This window comes from Neisseria sp. P0020.S005, assembly GCF_051957055.1.
GTDB classification, from domain to species: Bacteria; Pseudomonadota; Gammaproteobacteria; order Burkholderiales; family Neisseriaceae; genus Neisseria; species Neisseria subflava_A.
The window spans coordinates 174,019-188,658 of the sequence record NZ_JBQCWV010000002.1; the positions used below are offsets into that span (position 1 = coordinate 174,019).

Below are 14,640 nucleotides of genomic sequence, written 5' to 3' on the forward strand. Positions count from 1 at the left end.
TAGGGGAATAGTTAAAGATTGTCAAAAAATGCGAGTGTAAATCTTTTCAGACGGCCTTTTGTCCGATGGCATGATGTGCTTCGCGGCGCCATTGTTCTAATAGGGATGTTAAAGATTCGGCCGAAGTGAGGCCGTTGCTGATGGCGGCCTGCAACCAGTAGCAGGCGGTCGGAACATGACAGCCGACACCTTGCCCGTGATAGTAAAAACAGGCGAGGTGGTATTGGGCGGAAGGGTGGTTCTGTTCGGCAGCGATGGCGTACCAGTGTGCAGCCGCCCGAGGGTCTTGCGTTGTGCCGAGGCCGTAATGGTAGATGCGGCCTAAGGCTGCCGCCGCGTTTTTATGGTGGAACTCGGCAGCTTCCATGTAATTTTTGCGCGCGGCATTGTAGTCGGCGGGACGGCCGATGGCGTGGGCTTGTGCTTCCGCCAAACGGTAGATGGTTTCGGTTTGTTGCTGTTGTAGGGCGGCAGTTTTGATTTGTTCGTATTGTTGCGGATGGTAAAGAGCGGCGTCGCTGATGAGTTTTTGTGCCGCGGCGGCGGAACCTAGCGCGGCGGCCCGGTGGTAGTAATCATGCGCGATATGGTTGTCGGCTTTGATGCCGAGGCCGTAGCGGTAGAGGTCGCCCATGATTTTTAGGGCTTCAGGATAGTCTTTCTCGGCAGCGGCTTTGGCATAGTGCGCCGCTTGGAACGGATCGCGTTCGGAAAGTTCGCCGTTCAGGGCGTATTGGGCCAGCTTGGCCTGTGCTTCCGCGTGTTCCTTATCGGCGGCACGACGATACCATTCAAAGGCTTCGGGTTTGCGTTGGGCGGCAAGAAGGTCGGCCAGCAGGGTTTGTGCGGCGATGTGGCCGGCTTGTGCGGCTTGTTCGAGGTATTGTTCGGCTTGTGCGTGGTTTGGGTTGATACCTGTGCCGTAGAAGTAGATTTGACCGAGTTGCCAGCAGGCAGCAGTTACGCCGAGCGCGGCCGCTTTTTCGTATTGTTCGATGGCTATTGTAACGTCGCCTTGGCGTTGATGATGGCGTGCCAGATGGTAATATGCAGGCGCGGCATATCGGGCGGCAGCAAGTTCCGCCCAGTAAAGGGATTGTGGATCGTTGCGCTGCGCGTGGTAACGCATGAGGATTAATTGGGCTTCAAGATGACCTTGCTCACCCAGCCAGGTGTAGTCGTTAAGAAGCTGTCCGGTTGGAGTGCCGTTGTGTTGGCGTTGTTGCAGCAGGATAAAGAGTGCCTTGGGATGGCGTTGGGCCGCGGCGGCTTCCAGCCATGGAAGTGCCTGCTCCGGATGACCATTTTGCAGCAGATGATTGCCCAATACAAAAGCAGCTTCCGTATAACCCTGCTCTGCGGCCTGTTGCAGCAGTGGCAGGGCTTGGGCGGTATTGGATTGTTCCAAAAGGGCGGCGGCTTGCCGGCAGAGGATATCAGGAGCGGCGGTCATGGTTTGCGGGCGGATATAAAGTGGAAGACGGATGCTGTGGCATATGGGCGACGATACCGGTTGAGGGTTTTGTAAAAATATTGCTCGCCACAGTTTTGTAAAGTGTATTGCCTTGCTGGCTTATCTTTAGGATGTTTGGCTTGTTATATTGTTTTGCCTGGGAGTACATCCATATTTTGTGTGTTATTAAGGCCTCAGCTTGAGTTGGTATGCTTTTATGACAGCTTAGTTATTATACTGTCTTTGTAATTTATTGTTAATGATAAATGCAGTTTTTATGTTTTATTTACATGGTAGTAGCTAAGATATTGTTTGCTTCAGGCCGTCTGAAATGTTTTTCAGACGGCCTGAACTTTTCCTTCACTAAGTCAGGTTGTCGGTGTGGAAGAGTCGGATGTGTTTTTGTGAGGAAAAAAGACCTGACTGTAGAAGTTACCGTTAATTTGGGTCACGTTGAGGTGGTACATTCGGTAGGCATGGAACAGCTCTTTGTCAGGCGGTGTCGGATGATTCCAAAATTCTGCCAAGGTATTTTGGTCAGTAATGCCGGGAATATCATAATAGGCACGGCCGAGCACTTTGACAGGCATATTGTGTATCAGTCCGGACAGGCCGCTGGTGCTGTTGATGGTGACCATGCCGAGGCCATGGCGCAGGAAAGCGGGCAGGGGGACATCATGGACGTAAGTCACGCGGCCTTTGAGTTCGGGGTGTTCTTTGATAAAGCGTTTAATGTCGCGCCAGTAGTCGATAAAGCCACGATCCATCGGATGATGTTTGATGATGATGTTGGTACCGGCAGGCGCGTGCTCGGCAAATGAACTCAAAACATGGAGCAGGAAGCTGCGGACGCTGGGAAAGTCGCAATGGATACGGACTTGGCTGTCGTTGAATACCTGCAGAGGAACAATAAAAAACTTGCCGTATTTGCCTGCTTCCACACGTTTGGCGATTTGGATGTCTTCAATATAGTAGTTCAAACGCTTGAGGATGGAGAGCGACCACAGTTTGAGGTAATGGCCGGCATTGGGCGCGCGGTGGTGGATGTAGTCGGGGTATTTGCGTGGATTGCGGAACAATTCGATATAGTAACGGATGGCGTTTTTTGCCATGGGCGTAAACCCGCCGCGTACCGGCGTTGGCGCTTCATATTCTTGCCGGGCAAGCTTAGGGAATTGTTCAAGAAAAAAGTCGGCACGGCGTGGCAGAGGGGAAAATGCGTTGACGCCGTCTTTTTCTAAGGTGATGTAGTAGGGGCGGAAATAGCCTTCTTCAAACGCCCAGAAACTGGCTTGGTTTTCGTTTGCAATGCGTTTTGCGATGATGTGATAAGGGCGTGTGTCGCCAAAGCAGACAACGGCCTGGATGTGATGTTGAGCGATGTATTCTTGCAAAAATTCAGGAAAGGCATCGTAGCTGTCGTTAAAAACAACGGTATGCGCTTGAGTGGGCGGATAAAAATAGTCGTCGCCTGCATTAAAGTTGAATTTATGTACGGTTTTGCCGTTTGCAGTTAGCCAGTCGGCAAGACGCAGAAAAAAATTGCCGACAGGACCTTGAAGTAGCAGGATATTTTCTGTGCTTTCGAGCAGGTTTTGCAGGTTGTTTTGGAGGACGGTCTGTTTCATGTCGCAATGTGGTTTTGTTTTTTATGTAATAGTTTTAGGTTGAACTTTCAAGCATACGCCAAGCGTATTAACGATGCAAAGGCAATGATGCCTCAATAGAGGCAAGTTTATGACGTGTCGTTAATTTAGATGGTGTTTATTTGAAAGATCGATATAGTTGTTTGATTTTACCTAATTTTTTAGCAAAGTACCCGCGATGTAATCCGTTGTTGTTTTTTTGCATATTTTTTTGTCGTATCAGGATTTGGGCAGCGGTTTCCGCATTGATGGCCTGATGGGTTTCGGGGTGGATATAGTCGGGGTAGTGGATGAGCGTGCCGGCAATCAGCTGCCAAAGCTCAAGCCTGCGGCTGCGGCGCGGAATGGGGAGCAGATCTTGGGTAAGCCCCCAGCCTGCATAGAAAGGCAGGCCGTAGCAGCTGACTTTTTTGCCGCGCAACAAGGCTTCAAAACCTGTCAGCGAAGTCATGGTATGTATTTCGTCTGCGTATTGGAGACAGGTCAGGATATCGGCTTGTTCGGCGGTTTGGTCGGCATATTGTGCAGCATCTTCAAGGGAAATATGGCCTATACGGTTACCGCTGACTACATCGGGATGCGGTTTGTAGATGATATAGGCATCGGGATTGCGTTCGCGTACGGTACGGAGCAGATCCAGATTGCGATAGATTTGGGGCGAACCGTAGCGGATAGACGCATCATCTTCAACCTGGCCGGGAACGAGGATTACGGTTTTGTCGGTTGACGGGACGGTGAAGTCTGAGCTGCCGACGTTGTATTTGCTGATGTGGTTTTCGGTCAGCATTTTTTGCAGCTTCAAGGCCGTCTGAAAGTCTTGGTCGTCGAAGTTTTGGTTTTGCAGGATGTGTTCAAGACGGGACGGGGTTTCGGCATTGAAATAAATGCCCATATCGTCGGTAACGAGCGACAGCGGCGGCACTAAATTAGAACCGAGTCCGACCGAGCGGATAAATCCGTCTTCCATGCGCAGCAGGGGGATATGGTGTTGTTCGGCAAAACGGACGATGGCCTCTTTGCCATTGCCCCAAGCAAGGATGCGTGCATCGTCGGACAGTTTGACCCCTGCCAGTTTTTGGGTGGAGGAGATAAATTTCAGACGGCATGAGGGTACGTTAAAGAATGGTTTGGCAACCGCGCGTTTCCACAAAGACATGCCGACGCAATATAACTCACCACGCAATTTGTCGTTTTTGCGTTTGACCGTCGCCAGATAGTCGATGACATCAAAGAGGCTGCCTGTTTCGCCGGTATTGGGGTTGAGGTAGCGGCTGTATTGCAGATAGGCTGCGGCGAAGAGCTGCAGCAAGTTGCGGGGGGCGCGGCGTTGGGTTTGAACAAGGTTGTCGATTTGTGGGTGGCGGTCGTCGCTTACGCCCCATCCGGCATACCACGGCAGGCCGAAAGTGGTCAGCGGTTTGCCGCATAAAAGCGCCTCAAAACCCATTTGCGAGGTAACGCAATAAACCTTATCGACGTTTTGCAACAAAGAAATTGGATTGATGTCTTCTGCCAAAAGATGGACGCGGTGTTGCTGCGCCAGTTGGGTCAGATAGCCTTGTTTTTTGCCGCACAAAACATCGGGATGGGTTTTGACCCAGATATCGGCTTGTGGGTTTTCATTCAAGGCCGTCTGAAACATCAGTTCAAACGTAGAGGCGTCTGCGCCGCCATATTGGATGGCCATATCGCCGAAGGTTTGGTCGATGATGAGGACAGTTTCAGGCTTGGATGGGGAACGTAAAGGATGATCGTCTGAAAGCTCGGGCGCGTGGTTGTATTTGGACAGGTGGTGTTGCAGGATGAAATTCATCGCCTGCCGCGCCTGAGCCAAGGTTTCAGACGGCATGGTCTCGGCGGCAAGAATCAGTTGTTCCAAACGTGAAGGACGGGTGGTGTCGTAGTAGATGCCGATGTCGTCATAGACGATGGAATAGGGCGGATAACCGGAGACGCCCAGTCCGACTGAGCGTAAAAAACCGTCCTCAAGATTGAGCAGGGGCAATCTTAAGATATGTGCTAATTTTCTGCGTTTGGGATGTTTCTTGCCCCAAAATACTGCGGTCTTATCCGTTGAAATTTTGTCTAAAAATTTGGTTAGCAAGAGACGTTGTTTAAATAGGCCGAATGTTGAAAAAATCATTTTAAATTATTATTTTATCTATAAAATATCATTAATGTAAGAATTTATTCTGCCTCTATTTCAAAGTAAGTGTCCATAAAATTACGGAAATGTAGGGCATAGTTTTTATCCGCATTATTACTGCTTGAATCGTTAATGCAGAAGGAGTGGGGCATATGAAGGTATTTCTTCTTGAATAACAATTTCTTATATTGAGTCTGGGCGTGTGAACTGCGTATATTGAAATAGTAGCAAATTTCACGTTTCGGTGTGGCATATCCGTCAAGGTACATCAACCAAGGTACTAAAAAACTGGCCATATTAAGTTCAGAATTATGGCGTACCTTGTTATTTAGAAAAGAATTTATTTCATCTTCAAATAATGACCATGCTTTTTGAAAGGATGTTTTCCGTAGTGGAACGTAAGTATGTACCAACGGTGTATTGATATTAATTGTCGGATAATGTCTTTTTAAGAGCTTTAATGCGTGTTCTGATGCGGTCAATGTCGGTGTGATTAGACCTCGTTGACGCATTTTTTGAAAACTTTTATTGGCAACAAATAGGGAAGCCAAGCCATTATTTTCAAAAAAGTGGTTAGGTGTCAGTGGTCTTGCAACGAAAACATCATCATTGAAATAAATAAAATGTTCACTTAAATCTGGAATTTTATATAAGTTTGCTTCAATGACGTGGGAATTAAACGTTGGTAAGTATTTGGCATCAATAATTTTTGAATGATTGATTAATTTAATTTTAGAATGGGTGTTTTCATCTAACCATTTAGGTTTTTGATCCGCCGTTACAATAAAAATATTGCGGACCCACGGCATAAACTTCTGTACGGCCTGTACTGAATAAAAAAGTTCATTATGGTTGGAAAAGCGGGCAGGGTCGGTTGCATACAGACCGATATCTTCTTGATCAATGGGTTGCAGGGTACGGTAATACTGTTCTTGCCATGCTTTATCGGTATTGTCGACCCAAGTAAAAACAACATCGATGGGGAAGTTTGGCAAAACGTTTTCTGTGAGTGATGCAAGATTTGCATCTGCATTGATCAGAGTGAATTCTTCAGTTTCAGGAATAGGCTGTTCTACATTATAAGGAGGAAAGCGTTTATTTAGAAAATCCCTAAAGAAGATATGGGGTTCTCTAAAAAATTTTCTAATTTTATTTAAATTCATTTGAAACTTTCTAATACTACAAAATATAAACAGTTGATTCTGTTATGTTTTGAAGTTATTCAAACGTTACCGCTTCGGCCAATACTTTGCCTGCCAAGTCTTTAGGCGACAGGTTTGGCTCGCCTTGCAACGGCCAGTCGATGCCGACGGTCGGATCATTCCAAATCAGCGAGTGTTCAGCTTTGGGGTTGTAATAGTCTGTACATTTATAGACGAATTCGGCTTCATCGCTCAGTACATAGAAGCCATGTGCGAAACCTTCGGGTACCCACAGTTGGCGTTTGTTTTCTGCGGACAGAATCTCGCCCACCCATTTGCCGAAAGTGGGGGAGTCTTTACGCATGTCAACAGCCACGTCAAATACTTCGCCGACAACCACGCGCACGAGTTTGCCTTGTGTGTTTTCAGTTTGATAGTGCAGGCCGCGCAATACACCTTTGCTGGATTTGGAGTGGTTTTCCTGCACGAAGGTGCGTTCGCAGACTTGGGTCTTGAACCACTCGTCGCGGAAGGTTTCCATAAAAAAGCCGCGCGCATCGCCGAAGACTTGGGGTTCAAGCAGTTTTACGTCAGGAATGGCGGTATCAATGATGTTCATCGTTTTATCTTTCATCTAAAGGCCGTCTGAAAAGTTTCAGACGGCCTCAAACATTATTTTTTCAACAGGCGCAGCAAATATTGGCCGTATTGGTTTTTCGCCATCGGGCGCGCCAGCTCTTCCAGTTTTTCATCGGAAAGCCAACCGTTGCGCCAAGCAATTTCTTCCAGGCAGGCGATTTGCAGGTCTTGGATGTTTTGCACGGTTTGGACGAATGAAGCGGCTTCGTGCAGGCTCTCGTGGGTGCCGGTGTCCAGCCATGCGAAACCGCGTCCCAAAAGTTGCACCGACAATGAACCGTCTTCCAAATACATTTGGTTGAGGTCGGAAATTTCCAATTCGCCGCGGGCGGACGGTTTGATTTGTTTGGCGAACTCGACGACGCGTTGGTCGTAGAAGTACAAGCCGGTTACCGCCCAATCGGATTTGGGCTGTTGCGGTTTCTCTTCGATAGACAGGGCGTTGAAGTTTTCGTCAAATTCAACCACGCCGAAACGCTCGGGATCTTTGACCTGATAACCGAATACGGTTGCGCCGTGGGTCTTGGCGGCGGCCTGTTTTAATGTTTGCGTAAACGATTGGCCGTAGAAAATATTGTCGCCCAAAACCAAGCAAACATTGTCGTTGCCGATAAATTCTTCGCCGATGATAAATGCCTGTGCCAAGCCGTCCGGACTGGGTTGAACGGCATAGCTGATGGAAATGCCGAAATCGCTGCCGTCGCCGAGCAGGCGTTTGAAAGAGGCGTTGTCTTCGGGCGTGGTAATCACCAAAATATCGCGGATTCCTGCCAGCATCAATACGGACAGGGGATAGTAAATCATGGGCTTGTCATATACGGGCAGCAGTTGTTTGGATACGCCGCGCGTGATGGGGTAGAGGCGCGTGCCGCTGCCGCCGGCAAGGATGATGCCTTTCATGGGTTTTCTCCTGAGTAGTGTGTGTTTGCATGATTTTCAGACGGCCTAATATGGGAATAGGCCGTCTGAAAACTTATTTTCCGGTGCCTAAACGTTCCAAACGGTAGCTACCGTTCAATACGTTTTGCCACCAGGTTTTGTTGTCCAAATACCATTGCACTGTTTTGCGGATACCGGATTCGAATGTTTCCTGCGGTTTCCAGCCCAGCTCCCTGCCGATTTTGGCAGCGTCGATGGCGTAGCGCACGTCATGGCCGGGGCGGTCTTGTACGAAAGTAATCAAATCTTCATAACGCGCCACGCCGGCCGGTTTTTCAGGAACAAGCTCTTCCAGCAGGGTGCAGATGGTTTTGACGACTTCAATATTGGCTTTTTCATTGTGGCCGCCGATATTGTAGGTTTCGCCGACAACACCTTCGGTAACAACCTGATACAGCGCGCGCGCGTGGTCTTCGACAAACAGCCAGTCGCGGATTTGCATACCGTCGCCGTACACAGGCAGCGGTTTGCCGTCGAGCGCGTTCAGAATCATCAATGGAATGAGTTTTTCCGGGAAATGGTAAGGGCCGTAGTTATTGGAGCAGTTGGTTACGATGGTCGGCAAACCGTAAGTACGCAACCATGCGCGGACGAGATGGTCGCTGGACGCTTTAGAAGCAGAGTAGGGGCTGGACGGCGCGTATGGCGTGGTTTCGGTGAACAAATCGTCCGTACCGTGCAAATCGCCATAGACTTCATCGGTAGAAATATGGTGGAAGCGGAAGGCTTCGCGCTTTTCAGACGGCATTTGTTGCCAGTAGGCGCGGGCCGCTTCAAGCAGATTGAATGTGCCGACGATATTGGTTTGGATAAACTCGCCTGCCGAATCGATAGAGCGGTCGACATGGCTTTCCGCAGCCAAGTGCATCACGGCATCAGGCTGGTGTTGTGCGAATATGCGGTCGAGTTCGGCGCGGTCGCAAATATCCACTTGCTCAAAAGCATAGCGAGGGTTGCCTGCTACCTCAGTCAAAGATTCCAAATTGCCGGCATAAGTCAGCTTATCGACATTGACGACAGAGTCTTGGGTGTTTTGGATAATATGACGGACAACGGCAGAACCGATAAAGCCCGCGCCGCCGGTAACAAGGATTTTTTTCATAAGTTTCAGAGGATAGTCAAAATAATATAAACGGATTATAGCAGACAGAATGTGTGTTTTTCAGATAAAGAGGCCGTCTGAAAACATCTCTTTCAGACGGCCTGTATCAGGTTAACTTAATCTTCGTAGCCATTTGGGTTGTTGCTGACCCAACGCCATGAGTCTTCCATCATCTGCGCCAAATTACGCTTGGTTTCCCAACCGGTCTGCGCTTTGGTGTAGGCGGGATCGGCGTAGAAACAGGCCAAATCGCCATCACGACGCGGTTTGATTTGGAACGGAATGGTCAAACCGGAGGCTGCCTCAAAGGCACGGATGATTTCCAATACCGAATAAGCACGTCCCGAACCCAAATTAAACAGGTGTACGCCCGAAACATCGCTTTTCGCCTGCATCGCCGCCACATGGCCTTCCGCCAAATCCATCACATGGATATAGTCGCGCATACCCGTACCGTCTGGGGTAGGGTAGTCATCGCCGAAAACTGACAACTGCGGCAGCTTGCCTGAAGCCACTTGGCAGATATAAGGCAGCAGATTGTTTGGGATACCGTTTGGCTGCTCGCCGATCAAACCGCTTTCATGCGCACCGATAGGGTTGAAATAGCGCAACAAAATCACGCTCCAACGCGGATCGGCCTTTTGGATATCCGTCAAAATGCGCTCCACCATAGACTTAGACGTGCCGTAAGGGCTGGTCGTATCTCCGGGTTGCATATCTTCCGTATAAGGCACTTTACCCGGATCGCCGTAAACCGTAGCCGATGAACTGAACACAATCTTAAATACACCGGCACGTGCCATTTCTTCAGCCAAAACCAAGCTACCGGAGACATTGTTGTCATAGTATTTCATTGGTTCGGCCACGCTTTCACCGACTGCCTTCAAGCCGGCAAAATGGATGACAGCATCAATATCGTGTTCTGCAAAGATTTGACGCAACACTTCACGATCACGGATATCCCCTTGGTAAAAAGGCACAGATTTGCCGGTAATCTTTTCCAAGCGCGGGAGGATGTTGGCGGACGAATTGCACAAATTGTCCAAAATCACGGCACTAAAGCCTGATTTCAACAGGGAAACAACGGTATGAGAACCGATAAAGCCGGTACCGCCGGTGATAAGAATAGTCATTGGTTTTCCTTAATTAAAATTGTGTTTGGAAGTCGTGAAACCGGTTGGCTGAAAATACAAACGCTTTCAGATGGCCTGGTGTAAGTGTTGTCAAAGAGGGATTGCTTTATTTGGTTATTGTATATTTAGTTACCTGAAAAGTAAAAAAATATGGGATAATCACAGTGTTATGCACAGGGTGCAAAGCGTTATCATTTCAATTTTAATAAAAGGATCTTACCATGTCAGTATCTAACGAAGTTTTGGCGTTGATTTCACAAGTTGCACAAAAACAAGTGTCAGCAAATGAAGAATTGTTGTCTACAGGACTTATTGATTCTGTGAGCGCAATGGATTTGGTTATGGCCATCAAACAAAAATTTGATGTTGATTTGCCGTTTGAGCAACTGGTTGATATTTTGGCAAACTCGGCCAATATCATTCAATATGTTGAAAATAATTACAAAGGCTAAATCATGAAACAATTAAATGAATTCCAAAATCTTGATGATTTTTTGGAATACCGTTTCAGCCAAACTTCGGGAAAAGCGTTAGTTAATGATACTCAGGAATGTTCTTGGGAAGAGTTGCGCGTAAAAATAGCCGCATTTATCGAGGCTTACAAAAGCATAGCAGATATTACCAAAAACATTCCTTTAGTGTTGCACGGCCATAAAGAAATTGATTTTGCAGTGGCAATTTATGCCTGCTTATTAAACAAAATCCCTTTTATTCCGGTGGATAGTATTTATCCTGAAAGCCGTCTGAACAATATCTGCCAACTGTCGAAAGCACGCTTTGTATACCGTTCGGCAACGCAAACTTTTGAAAAGCAGACTGATGAAGAAGTAGAGTTGGCTGAAAAAGATTTGGCTTACATCATGTTTACTTCAGGAACAACCGGCGCACCTAAGGGTGTGCAAATCGGTCGTGAAGCCGTGTTTAACCTGATGAAATGGATGAAAGAGCAGCTTAATTTAGCCGCACCTAATGTGTTTATGAATCAGGCTCCGTTTGCGTTTGATTTGTCAATGTACGAAATCTTTGGCAACTTGGCTTACGGCGGTTGCATTGTCATGAACAGTCGTGATGCTATTTCTAATCCTGCCACCTGGATTGATTTTTTGGCCAAACAACAAATTACTACCTGGGTTTCCACGCCTTCTTTTGCCATGCAGCAGCTGCTTAACCCTAAATGCAGTCAGGCTACTTTACCGAGTTTGAAAGAATTTTTGTTCTGTGGCGAAAAACTTGGCAAACCAGTAGTAAATATGATTTTTCAAAAATTTCCCGGTGTCCGTGTTATCAATACCTATGGTCCGACTGAGGCTACTGTAGCAACAACTTACGTTGATATTACACCTGATATGCTGGCGGCAGAAGAAGAGTTGCCTGTAGGCGTTGCCGTGCTTAATTCCAAATTAGAGATTGTTGACGAAGAGATTTGGATTAGTGGCAACCATGTGATGCGTGGCTATCTGAACAACGAAACTGAAAATGCTAAACGCTTGGTAGTACACAGTGCAGATAACCGCACTTATAAAACAGGTGACTACGGTTTTGAAAGAAATGGATTGTTCTATGTACAAGGCCGTAAAGACGAGCAGATTAAGCTCAATGGCTACCGTATCGAACTTTCAGAAATTGAAGAAAAAATCCTTAACCTTAAGGAATTTGCCTTTGATAATGTGGCAGTAGTGGCTTTGAAACGCAACACAGGTGCAGTATTGCGTTTGGTGTGTTTCTATACAGCCAAGCAAAGTGCAGATACTCAGGCGATCAAAGACACATTAGTACAAAATTTACCGTCTTACATGATGCCGTCTGAATTTATTCACATCGATGAAATTCCAGTCAGCACCAACCACAAAACCGACAAAAAAGCATTGTTGGAAAAATATCAGCAGGGTTTATAAAATGGATTTATATCAAATTCAGCAAAACATCTTACGAAAAGCCAAGATTGATCCTCAAAAGGTTAACGCTTGGATTTATAACAATCAAAGTATAGTGTTTGATTTTCTGTTGAACGACTATTTTGTCAGTGTCAGTTATACGGCAGTAGGACAAACCTTTAACTTTATTGAGCGTAATAAGAGCAAAATTTCTAAGATTTCCGGCTTCCATAAATTTCTGAAATATATTTCAGAAATTTATGGAAGTTACCCACAATCGGTTAATCAAGAAAAGACAGTATTGTCTTTTAAATTTGCTGAAACCGATTGGGCAAAAATCGAGGATAAATTTAGTGAGATTTTAGAAGTCACTTCCATTTATCTTGGCAGCGAACTGTGCTACATCCTGAATGTTGAAAAAAATAAGGGCATTAATTTAGCCGAGTACTTGGATAAGCCGGAAGTTGAATACATTGGTGTTAAAGGCGACAGTAATGAGTTTTTCCTAAGCTATGCTCGGAATCATGGTCTAAGTGATTATGTTTATGAGCTAAATAATAGAGGCTTTTTAGCTGTTGAACACAAAATGGGTGTAAGTGTGTTCCGTCGCGTGAACAAGCACAGTTATAAAGATCTTTTGGCTTATTTCCCAGACTCTTTCCATGAGTTGGAAAATGTCATTTATACTGTTGAAGCACCGAAAGTATTGAGTGCCAACAAGAAAAACCTATTGGTGTTGTTCTCTTATACCAATAAGAGTAATGAGAATATGGTTGACCGTTATTATAGCCACCCATTTCCATTTATCAGCAACAGCATTATGCCAAATACTTACATCATCCGTATGGCTGATGTATCAGACGCGTTTGGCAGTCACGGGTTGAATACAAAGTTTGATGAAAATATCGAAGACAATATCCAGCGTTTCATTAAGAGCCTGATGAGTATTTATGGCGTAGATAAGAAAAACGTAGTCATTTGCGGTGCATCATCAGGCGGTACAGGGGCGGTATATCACGGCTTAATTGGTGGGTACAAAACCTTTGCAATCGACCCATTTTTGGGCAACCATAAATACTATGGTGGCAAAGATCCATTGTATCTGCACTCTATCCGTACGCCGATTTTGGAGACTTTCAAAAAGCTACCAGATGTAATTGATCATAACCTTGAAAATCAAGTGGTCATTTCATCGGCTAAGGTATCAGAGTTTTACCCGGATATTAAAGAGCTGAAAGAAGCATTGCCTACAGTTGTATTATGTGAGTTTGACTTTGAAAAAATTCAAAAGCACATAGATTTTTCAGGCAACACAGTATTCTTGTCCAATACCATTATCAATAATTTGCTGTTGGACATCCATATTACTGATTCGGACATTAATCTGAACTAAATGTGAAGTAAATAGACAGTAAGTTTAAAATTTACTGTCTATTTTTTTAATATTTGAATCATATTTATCATGTTTGGGGAATGTAATGGTAGATAAAACGACTGAAGAATTTCAGCAAGAAATTCTTAAAAATATCAAATTAAAAAATACGTCTGTTGATATTTATTATCAGCAGAATGTGTACTGCAATTTCAAATCTGACCGTGAAACACCATTTTCTGTCAGCTTAAATTTAGATTGGCAGAAGATTTTCCTGTTTTATCGTAATAAAAGTGAGATAGATAATATCGGAGAAATGTTTCCAAACTTCAGCTTATCTAAGCAGGATGGGGATAATGTATACATTTATGATGTCAGTACTTTGGATTTTGCCCAAACCTGTGCGGTCTTTATCAAATTGGCCGAGCGTGCGGAACAATATTTTTCTGAACGGCCAGTAGTTAACGGCCGCAAAAAAGAGGTGATGTCAGGTAATTATATCGACACCTCCGGAAATAAAATTACTGCACCTGATAATCTGCGAAACTGTCATTTCCAATTTCTAGGAGGAGGTGGGAATGAAGTTGTTATCCACCCTAATGCAAACTTGCGTAATGTATTTTTGGAATTTTTAGGCAAGGACAGCAAAGTCTATATTGGAGAAAATGTTTCTATGCAAGGCCAATGGTGTTTGGGAGTAGGCTGTACGATTAATATCGGCAGTAAAACTACCAGTACCAATCCGGTTTATATTACTGTTGCCGAACATACAACCTTGTCCATTGGTGAAGATTGTATGTTTGCCACTAATAATCAAATCCGTACTGATGATGCACACCCGATTTATGATGTTCATACTGGCAAACGTTTAAATGTTTCTAAAGACGTTACCATTGGAGACAGAGTGTGGGTAGCCTATGGCGCAACAATTTGGGGTGGTACAAAGATTGGTAGCGGTAGTATTGTTGGTGCATTTTCGGTAGTGAAAAAACATTTTCCTAATAACTGCGTTATTGCAGGCGTGCCGGCTAAAGTCATACGTAAAGATGTATTTTGGGAACGCAATAATGTTTTATATACAGATATAGATGAAGGTAAGGATTTGGCAGAAATGAATCATGTCACCTATATCAATTCAACAGTAGAACTTGATTAGTACATCTAACTAGTAAAGGCCGTCTGAAAACATAAAAG

Annotated in this window: 12 protein-coding genes; 4 read left to right on the forward strand and 8 right to left on the reverse strand. The window is 45.5% G+C overall.

The features are described from left to right. Positions 1 to 46: 46 nt before the first annotated feature. The 8 genes from ACTHTU_RS02870 to galE form a co-directional block, all read right to left on the reverse strand. Positions 47 to 1,453 (reverse strand): tetratricopeptide repeat protein, encoded by a 1,407-nt coding sequence (locus tag ACTHTU_RS02870; RefSeq protein ID WP_440361706.1) that lies wholly within the window; start codon positions 1,451 to 1,453, stop codon positions 47 to 49. Between the two features lie 368 nt (positions 1,454 to 1,821). Beyond that, entirely contained in the window at positions 1,822 to 3,081 is a 1,260-nt protein-coding gene (locus ACTHTU_RS02875) for a capsule biosynthesis protein (protein WP_440361707.1), read from the reverse strand. A 136-nt stretch (positions 3,082 to 3,217) separates the two neighbouring features. Next, positions 3,218 to 5,242 (reverse strand): capsular polysaccharide biosynthesis protein, encoded by a 2,025-nt coding sequence (locus ACTHTU_RS02880; protein ID WP_440361708.1) that lies wholly within the window; start codon positions 5,240 to 5,242, stop codon positions 3,218 to 3,220. Between the two features lie 44 nt (positions 5,243 to 5,286). Beyond that, positions 5,287 to 6,408 (reverse strand): stealth family protein, encoded by a 1,122-nt coding sequence (locus ACTHTU_RS02885; protein WP_440361709.1) that lies wholly within the window; start codon positions 6,406 to 6,408, stop codon positions 5,287 to 5,289. Positions 6,409 to 6,463: 55 nt separating this feature from the next. Next, positions 6,464 to 7,006, reverse strand: coding sequence for a dTDP-4-dehydrorhamnose 3,5-epimerase (gene rfbC / locus ACTHTU_RS02890; RefSeq protein WP_440361741.1), 543 nt, complete (start codon positions 7,004 to 7,006; stop codon positions 6,464 to 6,466). A gap of 53 nt (positions 7,007 to 7,059) precedes the next feature. Continuing rightward, entirely contained in the window at positions 7,060 to 7,926 is an 867-nt protein-coding gene (gene rfbA / locus ACTHTU_RS02895; RefSeq protein ID WP_049332928.1) for a glucose-1-phosphate thymidylyltransferase RfbA, read from the reverse strand. A gap of 73 nt (positions 7,927 to 7,999) precedes the next feature. Beyond that, entirely contained in the window at positions 8,000 to 9,067 is a 1,068-nt protein-coding gene (rffG, locus tag ACTHTU_RS02900; RefSeq protein ID WP_254324316.1) for a dTDP-glucose 4,6-dehydratase, read from the reverse strand. A gap of 116 nt (positions 9,068 to 9,183) precedes the next feature. Beyond that, positions 9,184 to 10,200, reverse strand: coding sequence for a UDP-glucose 4-epimerase GalE (gene galE, locus ACTHTU_RS02905; protein ID WP_440361710.1), 1,017 nt, complete (start codon positions 10,198 to 10,200; stop codon positions 9,184 to 9,186). A 221-nt stretch (positions 10,201 to 10,421) separates the two neighbouring features. On the opposite strand from galE, the gene ACTHTU_RS02910 reads away from it, so the two are divergent. The 4 genes from ACTHTU_RS02910 to ACTHTU_RS02925 all read left to right on the forward strand — a co-directional run bounded on the left by ACTHTU_RS02910 (position 10,422) and on the right by ACTHTU_RS02925 (position 14,602). Next, positions 10,422 to 10,652 (forward strand): acyl carrier protein, encoded by a 231-nt coding sequence (locus ACTHTU_RS02910; protein WP_003747973.1) that lies wholly within the window; start codon positions 10,422 to 10,424, stop codon positions 10,650 to 10,652. 3 nt (positions 10,653 to 10,655) lie between these two features. Beyond that, positions 10,656 to 12,095, forward strand: coding sequence for an AMP-binding protein (locus tag ACTHTU_RS02915; RefSeq protein ID WP_440361711.1), 1,440 nt, complete (start codon positions 10,656 to 10,658; stop codon positions 12,093 to 12,095). A 1-nt stretch (position 12,096) separates the two neighbouring features. Continuing rightward, positions 12,097 to 13,467: an XcbB/CpsF family capsular polysaccharide biosynthesis protein gene (locus ACTHTU_RS02920; protein ID WP_107848604.1), complete on the forward strand. Its 1,371-nt coding sequence runs from the start codon at positions 12,097 to 12,099 to the stop codon at positions 13,465 to 13,467. 85 nt (positions 13,468 to 13,552) lie between these two features. Beyond that, complete coding sequence (locus ACTHTU_RS02925; RefSeq protein ID WP_440361712.1) at positions 13,553 to 14,602, forward strand: acyltransferase; 1,050 nt, start codon at positions 13,553 to 13,555, stop codon at positions 14,600 to 14,602. Positions 14,603 to 14,640: the final 38 nt, after the last annotated feature.

Coding starts and splice junctions, on each gene's coding strand:
- ACTHTU_RS02880 (WP_440361708.1), bottom strand. CDS start 5,242: ATGATTTTTTCAACATTCGGCCTATTTAAACAACGTCTCTTGCTAACC.
- ACTHTU_RS02915 (WP_440361711.1), top strand. CDS start 10,656: ATGAAACAATTAAATGAATTCCAAAATCTTGATGATTTTTTGGAATAC.
- ACTHTU_RS02885 (WP_440361709.1), bottom strand. CDS start 6,408: ATGAATTTAAATAAAATTAGAAAATTTTTTAGAGAACCCCATATCTTC.
- galE (WP_440361710.1), bottom strand. CDS start 10,200: ATGACTATTCTTATCACCGGCGGTACCGGCTTTATCGGTTCTCATACC.
- ACTHTU_RS02870 (WP_440361706.1), bottom strand. CDS start 1,453: ATGACCGCCGCTCCTGATATCCTCTGCCGGCAAGCCGCCGCCCTTTTG.
- rfbC (WP_440361741.1), bottom strand. CDS start 7,006: ATGAACATCATTGATACCGCCATTCCTGACGTAAAACTGCTTGAACCC.
- rffG (WP_254324316.1), bottom strand. CDS start 9,067: ATGAAAAAAATCCTTGTTACCGGCGGCGCGGGCTTTATCGGTTCTGCC.
- ACTHTU_RS02925 (WP_440361712.1), top strand. CDS start 13,553: ATGGTAGATAAAACGACTGAAGAATTTCAGCAAGAAATTCTTAAAAAT.
- ACTHTU_RS02920 (WP_107848604.1), top strand. CDS start 12,097: ATGGATTTATATCAAATTCAGCAAAACATCTTACGAAAAGCCAAGATT.
- ACTHTU_RS02910 (WP_003747973.1), top strand. CDS start 10,422: ATGTCAGTATCTAACGAAGTTTTGGCGTTGATTTCACAAGTTGCACAA.
- rfbA (WP_049332928.1), bottom strand. CDS start 7,926: ATGAAAGGCATCATCCTTGCCGGCGGCAGCGGCACGCGCCTCTACCCC.
- ACTHTU_RS02875 (WP_440361707.1), bottom strand. CDS start 3,081: ATGAAACAGACCGTCCTCCAAAACAACCTGCAAAACCTGCTCGAAAGC.